The organism is Sphingobacterium yanglingense (genome assembly GCF_004363245.1).
Classification (GTDB): Bacteria; Bacteroidota; Bacteroidia; order Sphingobacteriales; family Sphingobacteriaceae; genus Sphingobacterium; species Sphingobacterium yanglingense.
The window spans coordinates 25,844-43,844 of record NZ_SNYV01000019.1 but is presented as its reverse complement, the minus strand read 5'-3'; the positions used below and the strand labels follow the sequence as shown (position 1 = coordinate 43,844).

Here is an 18,001-nt window from a genome sequence, read left to right as displayed (position 1 = left end):
CCGTTCATTCATTCGATTTTTCACTACTACCTGTATTGCCCTTCCCCTAAGATACAACGCGGTCCGCAGAAGTAATATTATACAAAAACAACTATTGTAATATGGCATATCTATTTACATCCGAATCGGTATCGGAAGGCCATCCCGACAAAATTGCTGATCAAATATCTGACGCATTAATTGATAACTTCTTAGCTTGGGACGAAGATGCCCGCGTAGCTATCGAAACATTGGTAACAACTGGACAAGTTGTACTAGCAGGTGAAGTCAAGTCTAAAATATACTTAGATGTACAAAAAATAACCCGATCGGTTATCGAAAAAATTGGCTACACCAAATCGGCCTACATGTTTGAAGCTAATTCCTGTGGTGTATTATCGGCAATACATGAACAGTCCGCAGACATTAACCAGGGAGTAGACCGCAAAACGAGACAAGATCAAGGAGCTGGCGATCAAGGAATCATGTTTGGCTATGCCAACAATGAGACCGACAACTATATGCCTTTAGCATTAGACTTATCCCATCGCTTACTCTATGAATTAGCAGCATTACGTCGCGAAAACAAAGAGATTACTTATTTACGTCCTGACGCCAAATCTCAGGTTACACTAGAATATAGCGACGACCATAAACCCCTACGCATAGACACTATCGTAATCTCTACACAGCACGATGATTTTGACGAAGAGAATACTATGCTGGCAAAAATCACCGAAGACATCAAAAATATTTTGATTCCTCGTGTCAAAGCCCAGTTGAAACCCGAATTGCAAGCATTGTTCAACGATGATATAAAATTCCATGTCAACCCTACTGGTAAGTTTGTAATCGGTGGTCCTCATGGAGATACAGGATTGACCGGACGTAAAATTATTGTCGATACTTATGGTGGAAAAGGTGCTCACGGAGGTGGGGCTTTCTCTGGAAAAGACCCATCAAAAGTGGATCGTTCTGCAGCTTACGCAACGAGACACATCGCCAAGAATCTAGTCGCAGCGGGTGTTGCAGATGAGATACTAGTTCAAATCTCCTATGCCATTGGTGTAAAAGACCCTATGGGGATCTATGTAAACACCTACGGTACTAGTAAAGTAAACTTATCGGATTCCGAAATTGCAACCAAAATAACGGAGCTATTTGACATGACTCCGTATGGTATCGAAACAAGACTAGGCTTACGAAACCCTATGTATGCGGAAACTGCTGCATACGGACATATGGGAAGAACACCGAAAACAGTTACTAAAACTTTCGAAAATTCAAACGGTGAAACCAAAACAATGGAAATCGAATTATTCACTTGGGAAAAACTCGACTACATTGATAAAGTAAAAGCTGCTTTTGGAATATAATTCTTAACCAGATCATACGTTTTAAAAAGCTCAAAGAACTAACATTCTTTGAGCTTTTTTTAAGCAGTAAATACAGTACCTGATAGGTATTCGATTATCTATAGATTCTGATTTAACAGGGAGATTATCCGTACTTCATTCGGACTTAATAGGGACTTCATTCGGATAAATCCGAATAAAACTCGAATTATATCCCCGTTTTTTCCCAATCAAATACCTTTTTGGGGAAAAGATGTTCCCTACTTGGTAGAAGAATGAACCCAAGACTTCTCTAGTAGACTTAAAACATATCGAGATGATTAGGAATGGAAGACCTATATCAAGCCTCTGGCCTTAATTTCCAAATACTTATTAATGGAATTTATGCTCAAATCCTCCGGGGCGGTATAAATAGTCTGTAGCCCATTGCGTGTGAGTTCTTGGATAATCAGATTTTTCTCATACACAAATTTTTCTGCTATAATTTTATTGTAGATATCAATCGTTTTAACAGCCGGCTCTCGAGCCAAATCGAACAGCTCCGTATTTTTGAAGACAACCGCGACTACAATATGGCTCTTATTCAACATCCGTAAATAAGGAAGCTGTCTATTCATTGCTTCCAAGGTCTCGAAGTTCGTATAGATAAAAATCAGAGACCGTTTATTAATATGTTTTCTGGCAAAGGCATACAACCCACCAAACTCAGACTCTTCGAACTTTGTTGTAATGCCATATAGCTTGTCGGAGATCAACCTCATCTGCTTATTGTTCCTTTCGGCTGCAATATGATTATCCACCTCCTTGGAGAATGTCAACATACCTGCCCGATCCTGTTTAAGTATCGCTGCATTCGAAAGCACCAAGGTCGCATTTATAGCATAATCCAACAAAGTCATCTCTTGAAAAGGCATCCGCATAACACGTCCCAAATCAATAAAAGAATAAATCGGTTGGGATTTCTCTTCTTGATATTGATTTATCATCAGCTTATTATGCTTGGCTGAGGCCTTCCAGTTCATATGCCGATACTCATCCCCTTTGACATACTCACGTATATGATCAAACTCCATTGTAGTACCTATCCGACGAATGCGTTTTATACCTAACTCAACAAGCCTATCCGTCGTTGCCAAGAGCTGATATTTACGCATCTGTATAAAAGAAGGGTAGCAAGGGATATCGAGATTCCCCTCCAGCGTAAACTTCCTTTCAAAAAGTCCAAGATGGCTGATTAAGACATTACATCTCCCAAAAGAATATACTCCGCGGCTTTTGGGAGACAACTCAAACTCGATTTCATGGCCCTTATCTGGAGACAACCGCAAGAAAAACTCATTCTTCCGCATCTGCAACTGTAGAGGCATCTCTTCCAGTATCCGTGCTTTTACCCCGATAGCATAACTACTCGAAACCAGCAACGAGAAGGAATTAATATCCCCGTTTGACATTTTCTCAGGGTACTTACGCTGAATAACAATAGGCTTCTTGGGGAAAAACAGAAAAAGCAAGTCCCAAACACATACCAAGAGCAATCCCCACAGTACAACTGTACATAAGATACGTAGAGGTTCCACGTAAAACGACAGGGCAAAGCCTCCCGCCAAGCCTAAGAGCAGATAGAAAAAGAGATTCTTGACATATAGCTGCCTTATCCAGTTCATTATCGAGGGATTTCTACAGATTCTACCAACTGCCGAATAATATAATCGGCGGAGAAGCCTTCCATTTCTTTTTCCGGAGTAAGCTGTACACGGTGCCCTAAAATAGAGGGCGCCACATACTTCACATCCTCAGGTGTCACAAAATCTCTCCCCTGGAGAGCGGCAAAAGCCTTGGACGCTTCCAATAGCGCAATGGATGCCCGTGGTGATGCTCCGAGACTTAAATTTGGATTGCTACGTGTCTGCACAACAATCTGCGCGATATATTGCAACACATCTTCATGTACAAAAACTAGTTTTGTCAATTGCTGAAATTGAACAAGTTCTTCTTTGGACATTACCGTTTGGACAAGCTCTTCTTTATTGCCGGTACGCTGCAGATGATGCTCTTTCAAAATATTCAGTTCTTGCTCAAACTCGGGATAATGGACATCCACCTTAAACAAAAAACGATCTAACTGCGCCTCAGGTAACCGGTAGGTTCCTTCGTGTTCAATCGGATTCTGTGTAGCAAATACTATAAATGGACTAGTCATCTTGTAGGTATGGCCATCAACGGTGACTTGCTTCTCACTCATACATTCAAATAGCGAAGCCTGTGTCTTTGCTGGTGCCCTATTAATCTCATCGATTAAAATAATATTCCCAAATATTGGTCCCTTTCTAAACTCGAATTCGTTGGTCTTCAAATCTAAGATAGATGAGCCTGTCACGTCAGAAGGCATTAAGTCTGGAGTAAACTGAATCCGCTTAAAATCACTACTTATAGTCTTTGCGATAAGCTTGGCGGTCAATGTCTTCGCTACCCCAGGCAGTCCCTCTATCAGTGAATGCCCTCCTGCAAGAATCGATATCAACAGCATATTGATTACACGGTCCTGCCCTACAATTACTTTTTTTATCTCTTGTCTTACCGCTTCCAGCTTTTCTTGTAAAACCGTCAAATCAATCCTGTTTTCAAAATCGGGCAAATAACGACCTGTTACATTATCTTGTTCGCTCATATCAAATTAGCTTTACTTTTAAATTCTTCTATTTTTCGATTAATATCTTTCACATCCTCTATGGAAAAACTATTCCGTGCGCGGCACCCGTGGAGAAAAGAGAAAAGGGTCCTCGTTTCTTCTAAACTCACCGTCGACTTTAGGGAGAGCTGCCGTAGGAATTTATCGTCTAAAAGATCCAACGTTTCCAAGTGATAGTTATGCCGTATAGCGTAGAGGAAATAATCGATTTTCTTATGGACAATATTTCCCGGATCTCCATTCTCATAGTACAGCGTACCGATGGTCTTCGCAAATTCCTTGGAAAGATTTGCTTCCGGTCGTACGATTTTTACTGCACGCTGTTCACGCTTGCTTTTAAACAATAACAGTACAAATAGACCAAACAACAACAAGTACCACGCCTGGCTAAAACCAGGACTGGTTAAAATAACCCGCAAAGGTGTAGCAGACTGTCCGGAGTTAAAGTAATAGTCGGAAAACAACACCTTCTTATTCTTAATTACTCCCAGAGCCCGAGAGACGTACTCGTACCCTCCTTCCTGCAGTAGGTGATAGTTGGTAAATACCTCGGGAACCAAATGTAAATAAATAGCTCCCTTACCATGAGAGACACGTATGAAATTGGGGATAGCTCTTCCTCTTGAATGTAATTGTCCCAAAATCGTACAGGTCTTGGCATTAAGCTTAGAAAAAACATTGAAATCGGAAACTCTATCCAAATAAAGCCTACTTGTATCCTGCCCTAACGAATAGCTCACATTCTTGTCGGTAGGCACGAACAACTTATACTGCAAGGCCTCTGCTTTAATACCTAACGTATCCAACAACTCGTCTCCGATGTAAGTCGAAGCGACAAAAATCTCTCCCCCAGAATCGGCATAATCCAATATTTTCTTTGCATCCAAATCATCATACCCCGCATATTGATACACATCAACCAATACCGCATCATAATCCCGAATACTATCTAGACGGTCCACCAATTCATATAGCGTCTCGCCAAAATCTTCGTATACACGATCGGATCCTAAGATCCGAGGCACCTCATTCCGGAAAACAAAAAGACCATAGGGTATTTTATCCTTGAAATTATAGGTTTTTGACCAATTTATGGGGCGCTTTGCTCCAGCATCAATCAGCGCAATACCTATTGCAACAGTCAATACCAATAACAGCCCTATCCATATGCTTTTTTTCAAGACCACCTCCTTTGAAATTGGACAAACTGTTCTTCATACTTCGCGAAAGACGTTGCCGTAATCCCAAACCCACCAAACCACACATAATCAAACAGCGCCGCACATGCTAAAAATTCATTCTTCAAGGCCACATTATCCACCTCTTCCATCAGCTCACTATTGGTCTTTGACTGATTCCATTGGACAATGCCTTTTCTGCCTAAAAGCTGTATATTCATCAAATGCAGATAACGAATGGCCAAAGCATAGTTTTTCTGCTGCAACGCTTCGGACAAATAAGCACCGACATCCACCCGTAGCAAATTCTTTTCAACAAAGTCTATCTGCTGCAGCTCTTCCTCTTCCTGCTCATGATGTATATATACACGCTTACGCGAGATAAAAAACTTATATGCTAAAAACACAAAAATAATCCCCCCGACGACAGCCAAGATATTAAATATATTTTCATTAAAATTAGTGTTCGGAGCAGGAAATAGACTTGAAAAGAAAGTCCCAATACGGTCGAGTAGCTTATCAAAAAAGCTCAACTTGTCTGAAATGCTCTCTATATACTCAAATTCTTTGCTCTGATACCGGGACAACATAGCATCATAAGAAGGTAAGGTATCAGCTATTATCATCTTACTTTTAGGAATAGAATCATAATAGCCGGGCTTCCAGTACGTGTATGTTGGTTCGCTACCCGCAACAGCTAAAGTATCTACGGCTACCACCTGTAAAGCACTAAACATCGCCCCTCCTTCCTATCTTATGAATTTTTTCAAAAACATCTTCTCCAAAACGGAGCTCTTTGGCAGTTTCATAGATAATACCATAACTGATTACCGATAACATGTAATAGATGATAAAGAAGACAGACAACATCGTACTACCAAAGGTAACGAGCATTTTTCCAACATATGTTTCAAAAAAATCATTACTGAATCCAACATAATTATAAGCTAGTAAGCCAATTATAATCAGTGGGACTATACTCATCAGTGTCATTAACGAACGAAACAGAAAGGTGACGACATAAGAAGCTAAACCGTATTCGCCAATCTTGTTCTTAAGCATCGAAAAAGCCGAGGTATACGTATCAAACAGGTCATAATAATTCTCTCTATACAACATAAACGCGGTAAAGAACCAGAGCCCTAATATCGCAAAGACGACCCCTACAGCAAGACTTCCGACAAGAGGAATCAATGCTGAAATAAATATTATAAAACTAAGCGGTATAAATAAGATAATGCTGACAATAATACTGCCCAACAAAAAACGAAAGTACTTACTCCCGTGACTTCTAAACGATTTCCAGATGTCTTTATAAGAAAACAAGAGGTCTCTCCTATCTCTTAACAAGATAAAGTACTCTATAGTAAATCCAAACGCGAGCACACCAATAATCAACATAAAAATAGCCGCTACACCAAAAACGACGAGCATATCAACAATTTCTCCGGAGCTGTAATCCGCATTTAAATTAAGCTGTGTTGAAATATAATACCCCACAAGCAACATGATACATAATGGACCAACCAAGAGTCTTAACAGTTCGCGAGACAGATGTCCCCAAATAATTTTCAGCAGGTTGATAAAGTCTTGCACAAACTCTCCTACTTTACGCTCTCGCTTAAACTCGAATTCGCTTAACTCCATTTATACTTTCTTGCTAACTGACGAGGTTTGATGATATAACAATAAATAATAGCTACTGTAGACAGCACAATAATACATACACACAACCATACAGATACCTGATAGTAACGTGTGACAAACCCCTCCAAGGTACCTGCTATGATAAAAAAGGGAACAGTACTAATCAATACTTTTGCGGCCTGTTTGGTTGCTGCTTTAAAGGACTCCAACCGACTATAGGATTTTGGGAAGAGAATACTATTGCCCATGGCGAGACCGCAGCCGCCCGCAATGACAATGACGGAAAGCTCAATCGTACCATGTATCCATATAGCAGACATCGCTTCCTGCAATACGTCATACTTATAAAACAGATAATGAAAGGTACCCACCATAATACCATTGCTAAACAGGATATATCCCGTACCAAGACTAAAAAAAACGCCAAAAATAAAGGCGTAAAAGGCAACTTTCACATTATTGATAGTTATAGCGACTGCTCCGCCCCAATTGCTTCCATCTTGGTACACTCCAGCAGGATTGCCGGCCTTGATATTTTCTATCGTCATATTGACGTAACTATCCCCAAGAATAAGTCGTACAAATCCTTCGTCATGTTGGGCCGAAACAAACCCAATCAAACTAGCAAAAACGAAAATTAAGAGGGAATACGTCAAGGGCCGTCGAATAGACCAGATAGCCTCAAATACCTCCACCTGAAAAAAATGGGCGATTTTATTATTTGATGATTTTTGGTCTTTATAAATCAGCTGATGCGCACGGATAGAAAGCTCATTGAGATACTGCTTGGTCTTACTCTTAGGATAAAACGTCTGTGCATAGGCCAAATCATTCGTCAACTCAATGTAATTAGAAGCCAAAGTGTCTGGATTGACATCTCCCTTATTTGTCAAGTTATCTTCTATTGACAACCATTTTTCTTTATTACGTTCTATAAAGGATGCCTCTCGCATAAACTTAAGATTACAGCTTGCTATAAACTTAGATAAAAAGCTCGGGATTCTCGAGAACTAATAAAAATTAATCTATCAAAATTATATTTAAAACACATAATCTATCTTTTTTTATAGCCGAAGTCCGTAACTTCACATCAAGATGAACAAGTTACTGATCAATACCCCTCAAAATGTAAACTTCGAATACAAGCTCGCATCGGTTGGTTCGCGCTGTATTGCTTTTGGTTTGGATTATGGTATTATGATATTGTATGCCATCTTTACATTTACACTTCTTTCCAAAATAGGCCTTTTCAATTCTTCTGACCCTTGGCTCAGTTGGGGAGTTACTTCGCTAGCTACTTTACCTATCTTTCTGTACCCCCTCCTTTTTGAGACCTTGATGGAGGGACAGACCATTGGAAAGCGAATTATGAAAATAAAAGTTGTCAAGATAGACGGCACCCGAGCTAATTTCTATCAGTATTTTATACGTTGGGTATGTAATGCAATAGACATATTCATGAGCATGGGAGGACTAGGGCTCACGAGTATCATATTGTCCCAGAAAAGCCAACGCATAGGGGATATTGCCGCAGAAACGGCGGTTATCAATATCAAAGAAGATATCGGTCTAAAAGAAACACTATTTGAGGAAATTACGGCAACGCACACTATTGTATATCCGGAGGTTATCAGACTTACTGATCAGAATCTCAATGAAATCAAAGAAATATACCACACGGGATACCGTAGAAAAAACTATAGGATCATCCAGGCTCTAGCAGCCAAAGTAGAAGTCCTACTGGGTGTAAAAGCAAACGTACACCCAGAGGACTTTTTAAGTCAAGTCATAAAGGACCACTATTACATGTTCAAAGAACAATAACAGTGCAATCACGTTATACTATTGTAGCTGAAGAGGTCTGTGCTTGTCTATCGACCTTTTTGACCAATCCTTGCAAGACATTCCCAGGACCGACTTCAATAAATGATTCTGCTCCGTCAGCAAGCATATGCTGAACAGTCTGCGTCCACCTTACCGCTCCTGTTAACTGAGCGATAAGATTTTCTTTAATCTTGGCAGGGTCTGTATAAGGCTTAGCATCCACATTCTGATAGATCGGACAAGTTGGGGCCGTAATAACGGTGGCTTCAATTGCTGCCTGCAACTCAACCTTTGCTGGCTCCATCAGTGGTGAGTGAAAAGCACCTCCAACATTCAGTTTCAAAGCACGTTTGGCACCCGCCTCAGTCAATAATGCACAGGCTTTGTCTATTCCTGCGATAGAACCCGAAATAACTAACTGACCCGGGCAATTGTAGTTTGCTGGAACCACAACATCCTCCACCTGCGCACAAATACGCTCAACGGTCTCGTCATCCAATCCAAGAATAGCAGCCATCGTAGAAGGCTCCACTTCGCATGCTTTTTGCATTGCATTTGCACGTTGTGCAACAAGCTTCAATCCGTCTTCAAATGAAAGAGCTCCAGCGGCAACCAAAGCGGAAAACTCGCCTAAGGAGTGCCCGGCCACCATAGAAGGATTAAAACTTTCTCCCAATGCCTTTGCAAGAATAACAGAATGCAAAAATATGGCCGGCTGTGTCACTTTTGTCTGCTTGAGGTCTTCGTCTGTGCCCGCAAACATAATATCAGTGATACGAAACCCTAAAATATCATTCGCTTGTTCAAATAGTGCTTTTGTTTCTGCATTCAGGTTATAAAGATCTTGTCCCATTCCAACAAATTGGGCTCCCTGACCAGGAAAAATGTAAGCTGTTTTCATATTTAAATAATTTGTTTTTTTTATAACCGCCAGCTGACGGATCCGGATTTCATCCATTCCTGTTCGCGTAATCGCTACTACAGTGATATCTCAGATTTGAATGATCTGTGTTTTAAAGATAATTACTTTTCAGGCATAAATTTTAAAGAGACTAACCGTTTATCATCAAAGAAGATATTCGACAGTTCGAAAAGATCTTCTACACTGACCTTATCGATGCTATTCAGCACATCGTCCAAAGCAATAACCCGCCCATAATCTATAATATTTTTTGCTTCGGCAATAACCATACTCATCCGGTTTTCTTCAGCCAATGCAATCTGCCCTTTGAATTTCTGCTTCGCTCTAGTCAACTGATATTCAGAAACAGGTGTATTTTTAAGTTTATTCAATTCCTTAAAAACCAATGACACAGCCTTATTTAGCTTTTCTTCGTCTGTTCCCAAATAAATACTGATACTTCCTGTATCCTTATACATCGTAAAATTAGATTCGATGGTGTAAGCTATTCCATATTTCTCGCGGATCCCTAAATTGAGGATCGAACTCATCCCATAACCTCCAAGCATATTGTTAAGTAAGAGCAACGCAGTCTTCCGTTCATCATATACACCAAAAGTCTGTCCTCCCAACATATAATGCGCTTGATTGATTGGTTTTTCAACAACTTGATTGATGTTGTTTACAACGGGTACAACTTGTGTGGGGGTGTCTAAGAGGTTTGGTTTTATTTTCCCAAAAATACGTTCTGCCAATCGTTTCACTTGGGTCAATGAATAATCCCCCGAAATAGCGATCACAATTTCCGAGGTATTGTAAGTATCCTGCATAAAACGAAGAATATCTGACTTCGTGATAGATTTTAGATCGTCTTCTAACCCCAATATATTATGCCCCAACCCAGAACCCTGAAATAAAAGATCTTCGAAATCATCCATTATCGATTCTTCAGGACTATCTAGATAGGAAGCGATTTCATCTAGCACGACACCCCGTTCTTTCTCTATCTCCGTATCAGGAAAGGTAGAGTGAAATAAAACATCTTCAAAAAGATCCAATGCCCGTTCCAAATAGGGATTTAGGAATGAAGCATGCAAACAGGTATATTCTTTTGTGGTATAGGCATTCAAATCACCCCCGACGTGCTCCAAACGATTCAAGATCTGATTGGTGGATCGCTTTTCTGTACGCTTAAAGACAAGGTGTTCAATGAAATGAGCCATCCCAAACTTACCCTGCTGTTCATTTCTAGATCCGGTATTTACGAGAATACAGCTATGGGTGATAACTGACTTTTGAAAATGCAATAATACACGTATACCATTATCCAATTGGATAAGATTGTATTCCTTCATGCAGATGGATTTTTTTAATAATGAATGCAAAGTTACGTAATAAAACACAAACCAACGGCATAGATCCCCATGCCCCTACAACCATCGTACTCAACTGGTCTTAAGAAAAAAGGCATTCTTATTCAAATATGAATCAGAATGCCTTTTAAGGTGAAATGAGCAATAGACTACATCCTTGGAGGACGCATACCTCCATGGAAGCGATTGCTATTATCTTCCATTGGATTTACACCAGAGAATTTTTGCAGTTTGAACGTGAATGTCAACATAAAGTAACGGGCCAAGCGGTTAGTACGACTGTCTGTCAGTTCCTGGGCAACAGTCCGATTGATATTCACCTGCTCATTTAATAAGTCGAACGCCTGTAAACGAATGGTCCCACGTTGACCTTTCAGCAATTTCTGCTCGACATAAGTATTGATAATAAATGGATTTACATTACTCGCATAGCCACGGTTAAACTCTTTAGATACGTCTGCTCCGAAAATAGTGGTCGGAGTAATATTTACAGATCCAATAATAGATGGGGCAACCTTTGACGTATTGGGTGATTCCAATTTTGCAAGTGAAGTACTTGTCATATTATAAGAATACCTTACACCTGGATTAATCTCCAAATTTTCAGAAGGATTGTAGCGGAAAAACAACATCTGACTAATAACAGTATTGTTTGTAACAACTTTATCAAACGTGCCTCCGGTTTCATTCTGATTTAAATAGGAAATACCGTGGTTATAATTCACGCCCCCCCCATACATAATATTATAGGTCTTTTCTTTCAACGATCTTCCCCAGTGATAAAATGTGCTTAAAGAATATACCGGATCAGATTCATTCTGATAACCCGTCTCTTGGAAAATACCATCTCCTTCTTTAGCATAGCGTCTGCTCATCGTTACTATTTTATCTTGTGTATATTCTCCACGAAGCATAGCGAAAAATGTTTTCCCTTTCTGAAAATCACCGCTTCTGAAGCGCATCCTTAAGGAATGGTTAAATTCTGGATCAAGATCCGAATTACCCAAAGTAACATTTGTTCTGTTCGTGCTCACCTCAAATGGGAGAATCTGAGAAAGTGTCGGCTCCACTGATTTCCCGCTATAATTAATGGTAATATTAGACTGTTTTGAGAACTTGTATTCAAACCGTGCAATAGGCATAATATTGAAGTTAGACCGGTCGATTGCGGCAGAGGCATCTGCACTACTCGCATTTCCCTTTAATAATGACGGTTGCACAGCAGCCCCTATGGAGTACTTAATCTTTTCATTGTCATACATAAAGCTAGCGCCCACCCGATGTGTAGTAAATGCATAATCGTAATTATATACATAATTCTTCACCCCGGATAGTTCTGGATCCGCTATCAACTGATTATTGATGTCATAAGCATTTTGCTTATCCTTATTGTCGTAATCATTATTGTTAAAGTCATAGGTGACTTCTAACTTGCTCTTTTCTGACAGAGGCTCCGTATAGGAAACTGAAGCTCCTGCATTCCAACTTTTGTTCTGGGCGTCACGCAGTGTTTGTACATAAACATCCTTTATCGATTCGTTCTGATTAGCTGGATCGTAAATTTTCTGGTTCAAGATTTCATTAAACTCATTCTCAGTGACCGCATTATCGTAATTCAGGTTAAAAAACAAATTTCGGCCTTTATTATTCAGCTTTCGGTTATATAACCCCGAAAAGTTATATCGAGGCGCATTAGAACCTGAGTTCAAATCAGTCACCTGTATATTATCTTTCAATAGGTTCTTTAAGTAGGTAGCAGTATTAACTGACCTCGTTGTATTGTCACTAAATCCAAGTTGTGGAGTTATTTTAATATAATCTTTATCCGAGATATTCCACTCCAGGTTTCCTTCGAAACGATGATCAGCACGAATACTGTTCTTGTCATCCTCCAACTCACGGGTTAAACCCTTTTGATCTCCCAAAAACTCTGTGAATGAATTTGACAAGGTATTGTTATCGTCTCTCCCGTACGAATAGCTACCATAAGCTTTCAGTTTATCGGAAAAATCGTGGCGAATATTAACGCCGATGGACCCTGTATTAGTAATCCCCTCTGAGCCACCGAACATACCTCCAGGACCCCGTCCGCCCCCGCCTCCTTGCCGTCCTCTAGCCCCACCTCCCATTGCATTAAAATCAAAGAGATTGGCATTCATATTATTCAGATTACCCAATACGGACACCTGAGATTTATCTTTAAAGCCCATAAACATTCCCGTAGTTTGGTACCGTTCTTCTGTACCACCTCCTACGCGTAGCGTAGTTACATATCCTTCATTGTATTTGGGATCAATCTGTATGTTCAAAACCTTGGTCGATTCGCCTGATTTATTACCGGTAATATTTGCCATATCTCCAAAATCATCCACAATCTGCATTTTCTCAATGATATTGGCAGGAAGATTCTGCGTTGCTGTTTTCACATCGCCTCCAAAAAAGTCCTTCCCATTGATACGCACACGAGTCACCTGCTCGCCCTGAGCGGTCACATTTCCATCTTTATCCACCTCTACTCCCTGCAATTTCTTTAGGGCATCTTCTGCAACAGATCCCTCACGCAATTTTAAATCCTTAGTAGAATATTCTACCGTATCCCCTTTGACCTGGACCGTAACAACACCATTGATAACGACCTCTTCCAACATATTGGGAATCCCTAACAGGATAATGTTAGGCACTAGCATCCTATTCTCCTCAACAGGAGCAAACGTATAGTTTTTCTCAAACGGCTCAAAGCCCAAACTAGAAACTTTGATCTTGAAAGATTGATCCTTCAAGTTATTAAAAGTATAAATTCCTCCAACTGAAGAGCTGGTCTTTAGTGTATCTGTCCCTGCAATATACTGCACTGATGCCCCTGCAATGGGTCTGGAAAGGGAATCCCTAAGAAATCCCTGCACTACCTTGTTGGATTGTGCCTGAACAGAAAAACTAACGAATAGCGCCAGCGCCACACTCCATGTCTTAAAAAAATCCATATATTTATTTTCTCTCTATTTTATACTATCCAGAAGCCAAACCTCTGTCTCTTCTTTATACGGATTTTTTAGTACTGTCCCTGTAGGACTTGCACCATAAATCTGTACATTGCTTGGTCTATTGCGCGAATCCCCCATCTTCTTCATTTGAAAAAACTGCGTATTTATTCCTACCTGCACCGCAATTCTATCACTTTTAAAATCTATTAACTCGAAGGGAACAACAGATTCGTAGACCAAAATATTATTCTCATCAAAACGTGCTACCGCCTGTATACCGTAGGTATTGTCAAAGGACAAAAGCCCATCGACGACCTTACTAAAACCTGATATTAGATATCCTCGAACACTTTTCAACAGCTCATCCTTTATATTGCTTGCATCAAGGTCCTCATCCTGGCTTAAAGCCCGCAATCGTTCTCTATCTACAAACGGATATACCAGCTTAGCTCCTTCCTTCTTCTTTTCATTATAGCTGATATTTACAAAAACACCATTGCGTAGCGCCTCCCGCTGTAACATATCATCTTTAATACGAACTGCAACAAACAGTTTATCCTCATTCTTGCTGACGCCAAAAGACCAAAAATCGCTATCAGGGTTATATAATTTATCGGACCACTCCGCCAGATTCCCATCCAAAGCAACTTTCTCTATCTTCTGGAAAGTATAATCCTGTTTTTTTTTCTTCTGTGCGAATAGCACAAATGGACAACAGCAGATCAGAAATAGGATATTAAATTTATTCATCAGCAATTTATGTTTACTTTTACAAGACAAAGAGATGCAAAAGTTTCTTTAAATCGTCAATATCTTTACAAAAAAATGAAGAAGTAGTGTAAATAAGTGTTAACATGACGATATCACAGATAAGTTACACTGAAAATCAAAGTATGCTTTTATCCCAATTTCAAAATGAATTCGTAGAAGCTGGATGCGACGAGGCAGGTCGCGGATGTCTGGCCGGCCCCGTTTTTGCAGCTGCAGTTATCTTTCCAAAGGACTATTATAATCCTATTCTAAATGACTCGAAGAAACTGTCTGAAAAGAAAAGAAATGAGCTCCGCCCTATAATAGAACGAGAAGCTTTAGCTTTCGCTGTCTGTAGCGTGACACCTCAAGAAATCGACAAGATAAATATCCACAATGCATCTTATAAAGCTATGCACCTCGCACTGGATGCGCTAAGCCTTACAGCGGAATATTTGATTATTGACGGTAATAAATTTATACCCTACCAAACAGTACCTCATACTTGTATAGTAAAAGGCGACGGCAAATACCTCTCAATTGCGGCCGCATCCATTCTCGCCAAAACATATAGAGACGAATTTATGGATAGAATTGCGGACGAATTTCCTCAATATGAATGGCGTTCAAACAAAGGCTATCCGACCATTGTACATCGAAAGGCTGTACTAGAGCACGGGCCAAGCATACACCATAGACGTACATTCCGCGTCACAGACCCGCAGCTAAAATTAGAATTATAAAGAAACGGGCTACCTAAAATTAGGTAGCCCGTTTCTTTATCGTAGTATCCAATATACTTATTTGGACGTTTTCTTTCTTCTAGTCGAAATTACTACGACCCCAGCCAAGCCAGCGACTAAAATGATAGAACCTATTAACGATACTATATTTGAAGTCTTCATTGTCGGCGAGTCAAAAACGAACTCTACTTTATGATTTCCACCTGGCAGCTGTAAGCCTCTCAATATATAATCAGCTCTAATAATAGGAACTTCTTCGCCATCAACGTATGCTTTCCACCCCTTATCATAATATACTTCAGAGAAAACAGCAAAAACATCATTAGGTGCTGTATACTCGTACTCCATTTTGTCAGGATGATACGAAACAAGCTTGATATCAGCATTATTTGGACGTCCCAATCGGGAAGCATTGACTTTATTTTTAAACTCGTCGTGGACAAAAGCTTCTTTCGCCGGGTCGAAACTACTGATAGCCTGCATCTCCTGCGCATTATCTTTAACAAAGGTTACCTTGTCTACAAACCAGGCATTTCCTGATGCTGTAGATCTACGCTGAATGCGCTCTGCTCCATTGTTCGGATCACGGGTAATAACGTACCGAACATTAAACATATCCAAGACATCCTCATTAATAGCCCCATTGAACTGATGCTCCAATAATTCCTGAAAACGCATCAATTTAGCCGCATGATACCCGCCGAGATTTTTATGGAAATAGGAGGCTTTAGCATCTGAAAACGGATTTGTCGTCATATCAAGTACACGGTAGTGTGGATCCTTATCCATACGAATGAGCTGATCCACTTCTCGCTCCTGGATAGGATTTTTTGTAAGGCTTTCATCAACAAATGTATCATTGTTCAGATAACGCTTATCCACCGTCCAAAGATCCAATAATGTAATAAGACCTATTCCTATCACCAAAACATTGGCCGAAAGCTTCTTCTTAACAAAGAACCAAGTCAAAGCAAAAACGACAAGTACGATTCCAAAAGACCGCCAGGCATCTGCAGAAGCAAGATCTGCCCTATCTTTTATTAGCTCTGCTGAGAGCTGGTTTGCCAGATTTGCATCACCAAAGTTCTGCGTCAGCATGCTTATAAACTCTTGATGAGTAGAGGCTTTAAATGCAAGAATGTTTGGCATCAACGCAACAGCCACACAAATAACACCAACAATACCAAAACTGTAAAGTACTTTCTTATCTAACTGAGCAATCTCGTTTCCTCTATTTATCAATTCATTGACTGCTAAAATAGCGAGCAACGGGATCAAAATAGATGGGATGATCAAGATTGATTCTACTGCCCTAAATTTATTATACATCGGGAAGTAGTCAAAGAACAAATCGGAAACGAAAGAAAAATGTCGACCAAATGATAAAAGTATGGTCAACCCAATCGCCGAGAGGATCCACCATTTCAACCTATCCTTAACAATAAAAATACCTAAAACAAACAAGAAGATAATACCTGCGCCAAAATACCAAGGCCCAGATGTAAAACTCTTCTCGCCCCAATAAGTTGGTAAGCTCTGCGCCATCTGCAGTGCTTGATTTTGAGGCACCCCTAAGCCAACAAAAAACTTAACAGCATGAGAATCTGCTCCTAATACCCCTTGGCTCTTTCCTCCATAAGCATTAGGTATCAAGAAAGTAATATTCTCACCCACGCCCTGGCTCCATGCATATGCATATTCCTTATCTAAACCTGCACTTTTACCCCCTTCTTCAACCTTTACGATATTTGCCTTACCACGGGTGGTCAACTTGCTATACTCATAAGTAGGGAATAAAACGGTCGCATTGACGGCTACCGCAATAGCCACAGCCCCTAGCTGTAGGCCGGTAGCTTTCGCAAAAGCTGGAAGCTTCTTGTCTCGAATTGCATAATATAACTCAAATCCAACGAACACTAACAATGCAATGAACAAATAATAAGTCATCTGCACGTGATTGGTCCGGATTTCCAAAGCAAGGAATACAGCCAACAAAATAGGCCCCCACAATTTACTACCTCGATAACACAGCAGGACAGCTCCAATAATAGGTGCTAAATAAGCAATGGCATAGGCCTTATTGACATGACCTGCTTCTATATAAATAAAGTTATAAGACGAAAAAGTAATCGCTATTGCACCTACTGCAGCCAACCAGGGTTTTATCCGAAGGACGCAAAGCAAAAAATAACTTCCCAAAAGGTAAATTAAAACTACATCAGCAGGTAAAGGAAAGACCGCTTTTATAACGCGACTGACGTAAGTCGTTATATTCGTAGTATGCTCATACCAAATCTGATAAGTAGGCATCCCTCCAAACATCGAATTGGTCCACTGTGGCGCATGTCCGTCTTTGGCCTTATAGTCGAAAAGCTCCTTTTGGCTTCCCATAGCCTGCATCACATCATGTTGCGACAATGCTTTTCCCTGCCAAACTGGAGAGAAGTAAAAAAACACTAACACAAAGAATATCGCAATAACAATCAAGTGCGAGGAATTCTCTTTAAACCAATTTTTCATCTGTAAATAATTTGTTCTTTAATGGCCATATGGAATATCCAGATTGTTTCCCTTGGTTTTT

General features: G+C 40.1%; 14 protein-coding genes. 3 read left to right on the top strand and 11 right to left on the bottom strand.

What is annotated here, in order from left to right; all coding sequences use genetic code 11:
* Positions 1 to 101 precede the first annotated feature (101 nt).
* Positions 102 to 1,355 carry a methionine adenosyltransferase gene (metK, locus tag CLV99_RS21315; protein WP_133586544.1) on the top strand — a complete coding sequence of 418 codons (1,254 nt, stop codon included), beginning with the start codon at positions 102 to 104 and terminating at the stop codon, positions 1,353 to 1,355.
* 314 nt (positions 1,356 to 1,669) lie between these two features.
* On the opposite strand, the gene CLV99_RS21310 is transcribed toward metK, so the two are convergent.
* From CLV99_RS21310 to CLV99_RS21285, 6 genes are read right to left on the bottom strand one after another with little or no spacing between them, the layout of a single operon-like run.
* A complete protein-coding gene (locus CLV99_RS21310) occupies positions 1,670 to 2,998 on the bottom strand; it encodes a DUF58 domain-containing protein (protein ID WP_133586543.1) in 1,329 nt (442 codons plus the stop codon).
* Complete coding sequence (locus CLV99_RS21305) at positions 2,998 to 4,002, bottom strand: AAA family ATPase (RefSeq protein WP_133586542.1); 1,005 nt, start codon at positions 4,000 to 4,002, stop codon at positions 2,998 to 3,000. The genes CLV99_RS21310 and CLV99_RS21305 overlap by 1 nt, the downstream gene beginning before the upstream one ends.
* Complete coding sequence (locus tag CLV99_RS21300; RefSeq protein ID WP_133586541.1) at positions 3,999 to 5,204, bottom strand: DUF4350 domain-containing protein; 1,206 nt, start codon at positions 5,202 to 5,204, stop codon at positions 3,999 to 4,001. Before CLV99_RS21300 ends, CLV99_RS21305 begins: the two co-directional genes overlap by 4 nt.
* Entirely contained in the window at positions 5,201 to 5,938 is a 738-nt protein-coding gene (locus CLV99_RS21295) for a hypothetical protein (RefSeq protein ID WP_133586540.1), read from the bottom strand. The genes CLV99_RS21300 and CLV99_RS21295 overlap by 4 nt, the downstream gene beginning before the upstream one ends.
* Positions 5,931 to 6,848: an ABC transporter permease gene (locus tag CLV99_RS21290; protein ID WP_133586539.1), complete on the bottom strand. Its 918-nt coding sequence runs from the start codon at positions 6,846 to 6,848 to the stop codon at positions 5,931 to 5,933. The genes CLV99_RS21295 and CLV99_RS21290 overlap by 8 nt, the downstream gene beginning before the upstream one ends.
* Positions 6,839 to 7,801, bottom strand: coding sequence for a stage II sporulation protein M (locus tag CLV99_RS21285; protein WP_133586538.1), 963 nt, complete (start codon positions 7,799 to 7,801; stop codon positions 6,839 to 6,841). Before CLV99_RS21285 ends, CLV99_RS21290 begins: the two co-directional genes overlap by 10 nt.
* A 142-nt stretch (positions 7,802 to 7,943) precedes the next feature.
* On the opposite strand from CLV99_RS21285, the gene CLV99_RS21280 reads away from it, so the two are divergent.
* Positions 7,944 to 8,672 carry an RDD family protein gene (locus CLV99_RS21280; protein WP_133586537.1) on the top strand — a complete coding sequence of 243 codons (729 nt, stop codon included), beginning with the start codon at positions 7,944 to 7,946 and terminating at the stop codon, positions 8,670 to 8,672.
* Positions 8,673 to 8,685: 13 nt separating this feature from the next.
* Here the strand turns inward: CLV99_RS21280 and fabD are convergent, their stop codons facing one another.
* From fabD to CLV99_RS21260, 4 genes are all read right to left on the bottom strand, one after another.
* Positions 8,686 to 9,573 carry an ACP S-malonyltransferase gene (fabD, locus tag CLV99_RS21275; RefSeq protein ID WP_133586536.1) on the bottom strand — a complete coding sequence of 296 codons (888 nt, stop codon included), beginning with the start codon at positions 9,571 to 9,573 and terminating at the stop codon, positions 8,686 to 8,688.
* Positions 9,574 to 9,695: 122 nt separating this feature from the next.
* On the bottom strand, positions 9,696 to 10,928 hold the full coding sequence (locus CLV99_RS21270; protein ID WP_211348615.1) for a M16 family metallopeptidase: 1,233 nt from the start codon (positions 10,926 to 10,928) through the stop codon (positions 9,696 to 9,698).
* Between the two features lie 167 nt (positions 10,929 to 11,095).
* Positions 11,096 to 13,927, bottom strand: coding sequence for an outer membrane beta-barrel protein (locus CLV99_RS21265; RefSeq protein ID WP_133586535.1), 2,832 nt, complete (start codon positions 13,925 to 13,927; stop codon positions 11,096 to 11,098).
* Positions 13,928 to 13,942: 15 nt separating this feature from the next.
* Positions 13,943 to 14,677, bottom strand: a complete 735-nt coding sequence (locus CLV99_RS21260; RefSeq protein WP_133586534.1) for a hypothetical protein — start codon at positions 14,675 to 14,677, stop codon at positions 13,943 to 13,945.
* Positions 14,678 to 14,820: 143 nt separating this feature from the next.
* On the opposite strand from CLV99_RS21260, the gene CLV99_RS21255 reads away from it, so the two are divergent.
* The gene (locus CLV99_RS21255) at positions 14,821 to 15,420 is read left to right on the top strand and encodes a ribonuclease HII (protein WP_133586725.1); all 600 of its coding nucleotides are present in this window, start codon (positions 14,821 to 14,823) and stop codon (positions 15,418 to 15,420) included.
* A 57-nt stretch (positions 15,421 to 15,477) separates the two neighbouring features.
* On the opposite strand, the gene CLV99_RS21250 is transcribed toward CLV99_RS21255, so the two are convergent.
* Positions 15,478 to 17,940: a YfhO family protein gene (locus tag CLV99_RS21250; protein ID WP_133586533.1), complete on the bottom strand. Its 2,463-nt coding sequence runs from the start codon at positions 17,938 to 17,940 to the stop codon at positions 15,478 to 15,480.
* Positions 17,941 to 18,001: the final 61 nt, after the last annotated feature.

What these genes read in the sequence shown, in the direction of transcription:
- CLV99_RS21255 (WP_133586725.1), top strand. Translation starts at nt 14,821, where the DNA reads ATGCTTTTATCCCAATTTCAAAATGAATTCGTAGAAGCTGGATGCGAC.
- CLV99_RS21280 (WP_133586537.1), top strand. Translation starts at nt 7,944, where the DNA reads ATGAACAAGTTACTGATCAATACCCCTCAAAATGTAAACTTCGAATAC.
- CLV99_RS21295 (WP_133586540.1), bottom strand. Translation starts at nt 5,938, where the DNA reads ATGTTTAGTGCTTTACAGGTGGTAGCCGTAGATACTTTAGCTGTTGCG.
- CLV99_RS21260 (WP_133586534.1), bottom strand. Translation starts at nt 14,677, where the DNA reads ATGAATAAATTTAATATCCTATTTCTGATCTGCTGTTGTCCATTTGTG.
- CLV99_RS21270 (WP_211348615.1), bottom strand. Translation starts at nt 10,928, where the DNA reads ATGAAGGAATACAATCTTATCCAATTGGATAATGGTATACGTGTATTA.
- CLV99_RS21265 (WP_133586535.1), bottom strand. Translation starts at nt 13,927, where the DNA reads ATGGATTTTTTTAAGACATGGAGTGTGGCGCTGGCGCTATTCGTTAGT.
- CLV99_RS21250 (WP_133586533.1), bottom strand. Translation starts at nt 17,940, where the DNA reads ATGAAAAATTGGTTTAAAGAGAATTCCTCGCACTTGATTGTTATTGCG.
- CLV99_RS21290 (WP_133586539.1), bottom strand. Translation starts at nt 6,848, where the DNA reads ATGGAGTTAAGCGAATTCGAGTTTAAGCGAGAGCGTAAAGTAGGAGAG.
- metK (WP_133586544.1), top strand. Translation starts at nt 102, where the DNA reads ATGGCATATCTATTTACATCCGAATCGGTATCGGAAGGCCATCCCGAC.
- CLV99_RS21305 (WP_133586542.1), bottom strand. Translation starts at nt 4,002, where the DNA reads ATGAGCGAACAAGATAATGTAACAGGTCGTTATTTGCCCGATTTTGAA.
- CLV99_RS21310 (WP_133586543.1), bottom strand. Translation starts at nt 2,998, where the DNA reads ATGAACTGGATAAGGCAGCTATATGTCAAGAATCTCTTTTTCTATCTG.
- CLV99_RS21285 (WP_133586538.1), bottom strand. Translation starts at nt 7,801, where the DNA reads ATGCGAGAGGCATCCTTTATAGAACGTAATAAAGAAAAATGGTTGTCA.
- fabD (WP_133586536.1), bottom strand. Translation starts at nt 9,573, where the DNA reads ATGAAAACAGCTTACATTTTTCCTGGTCAGGGAGCCCAATTTGTTGGA.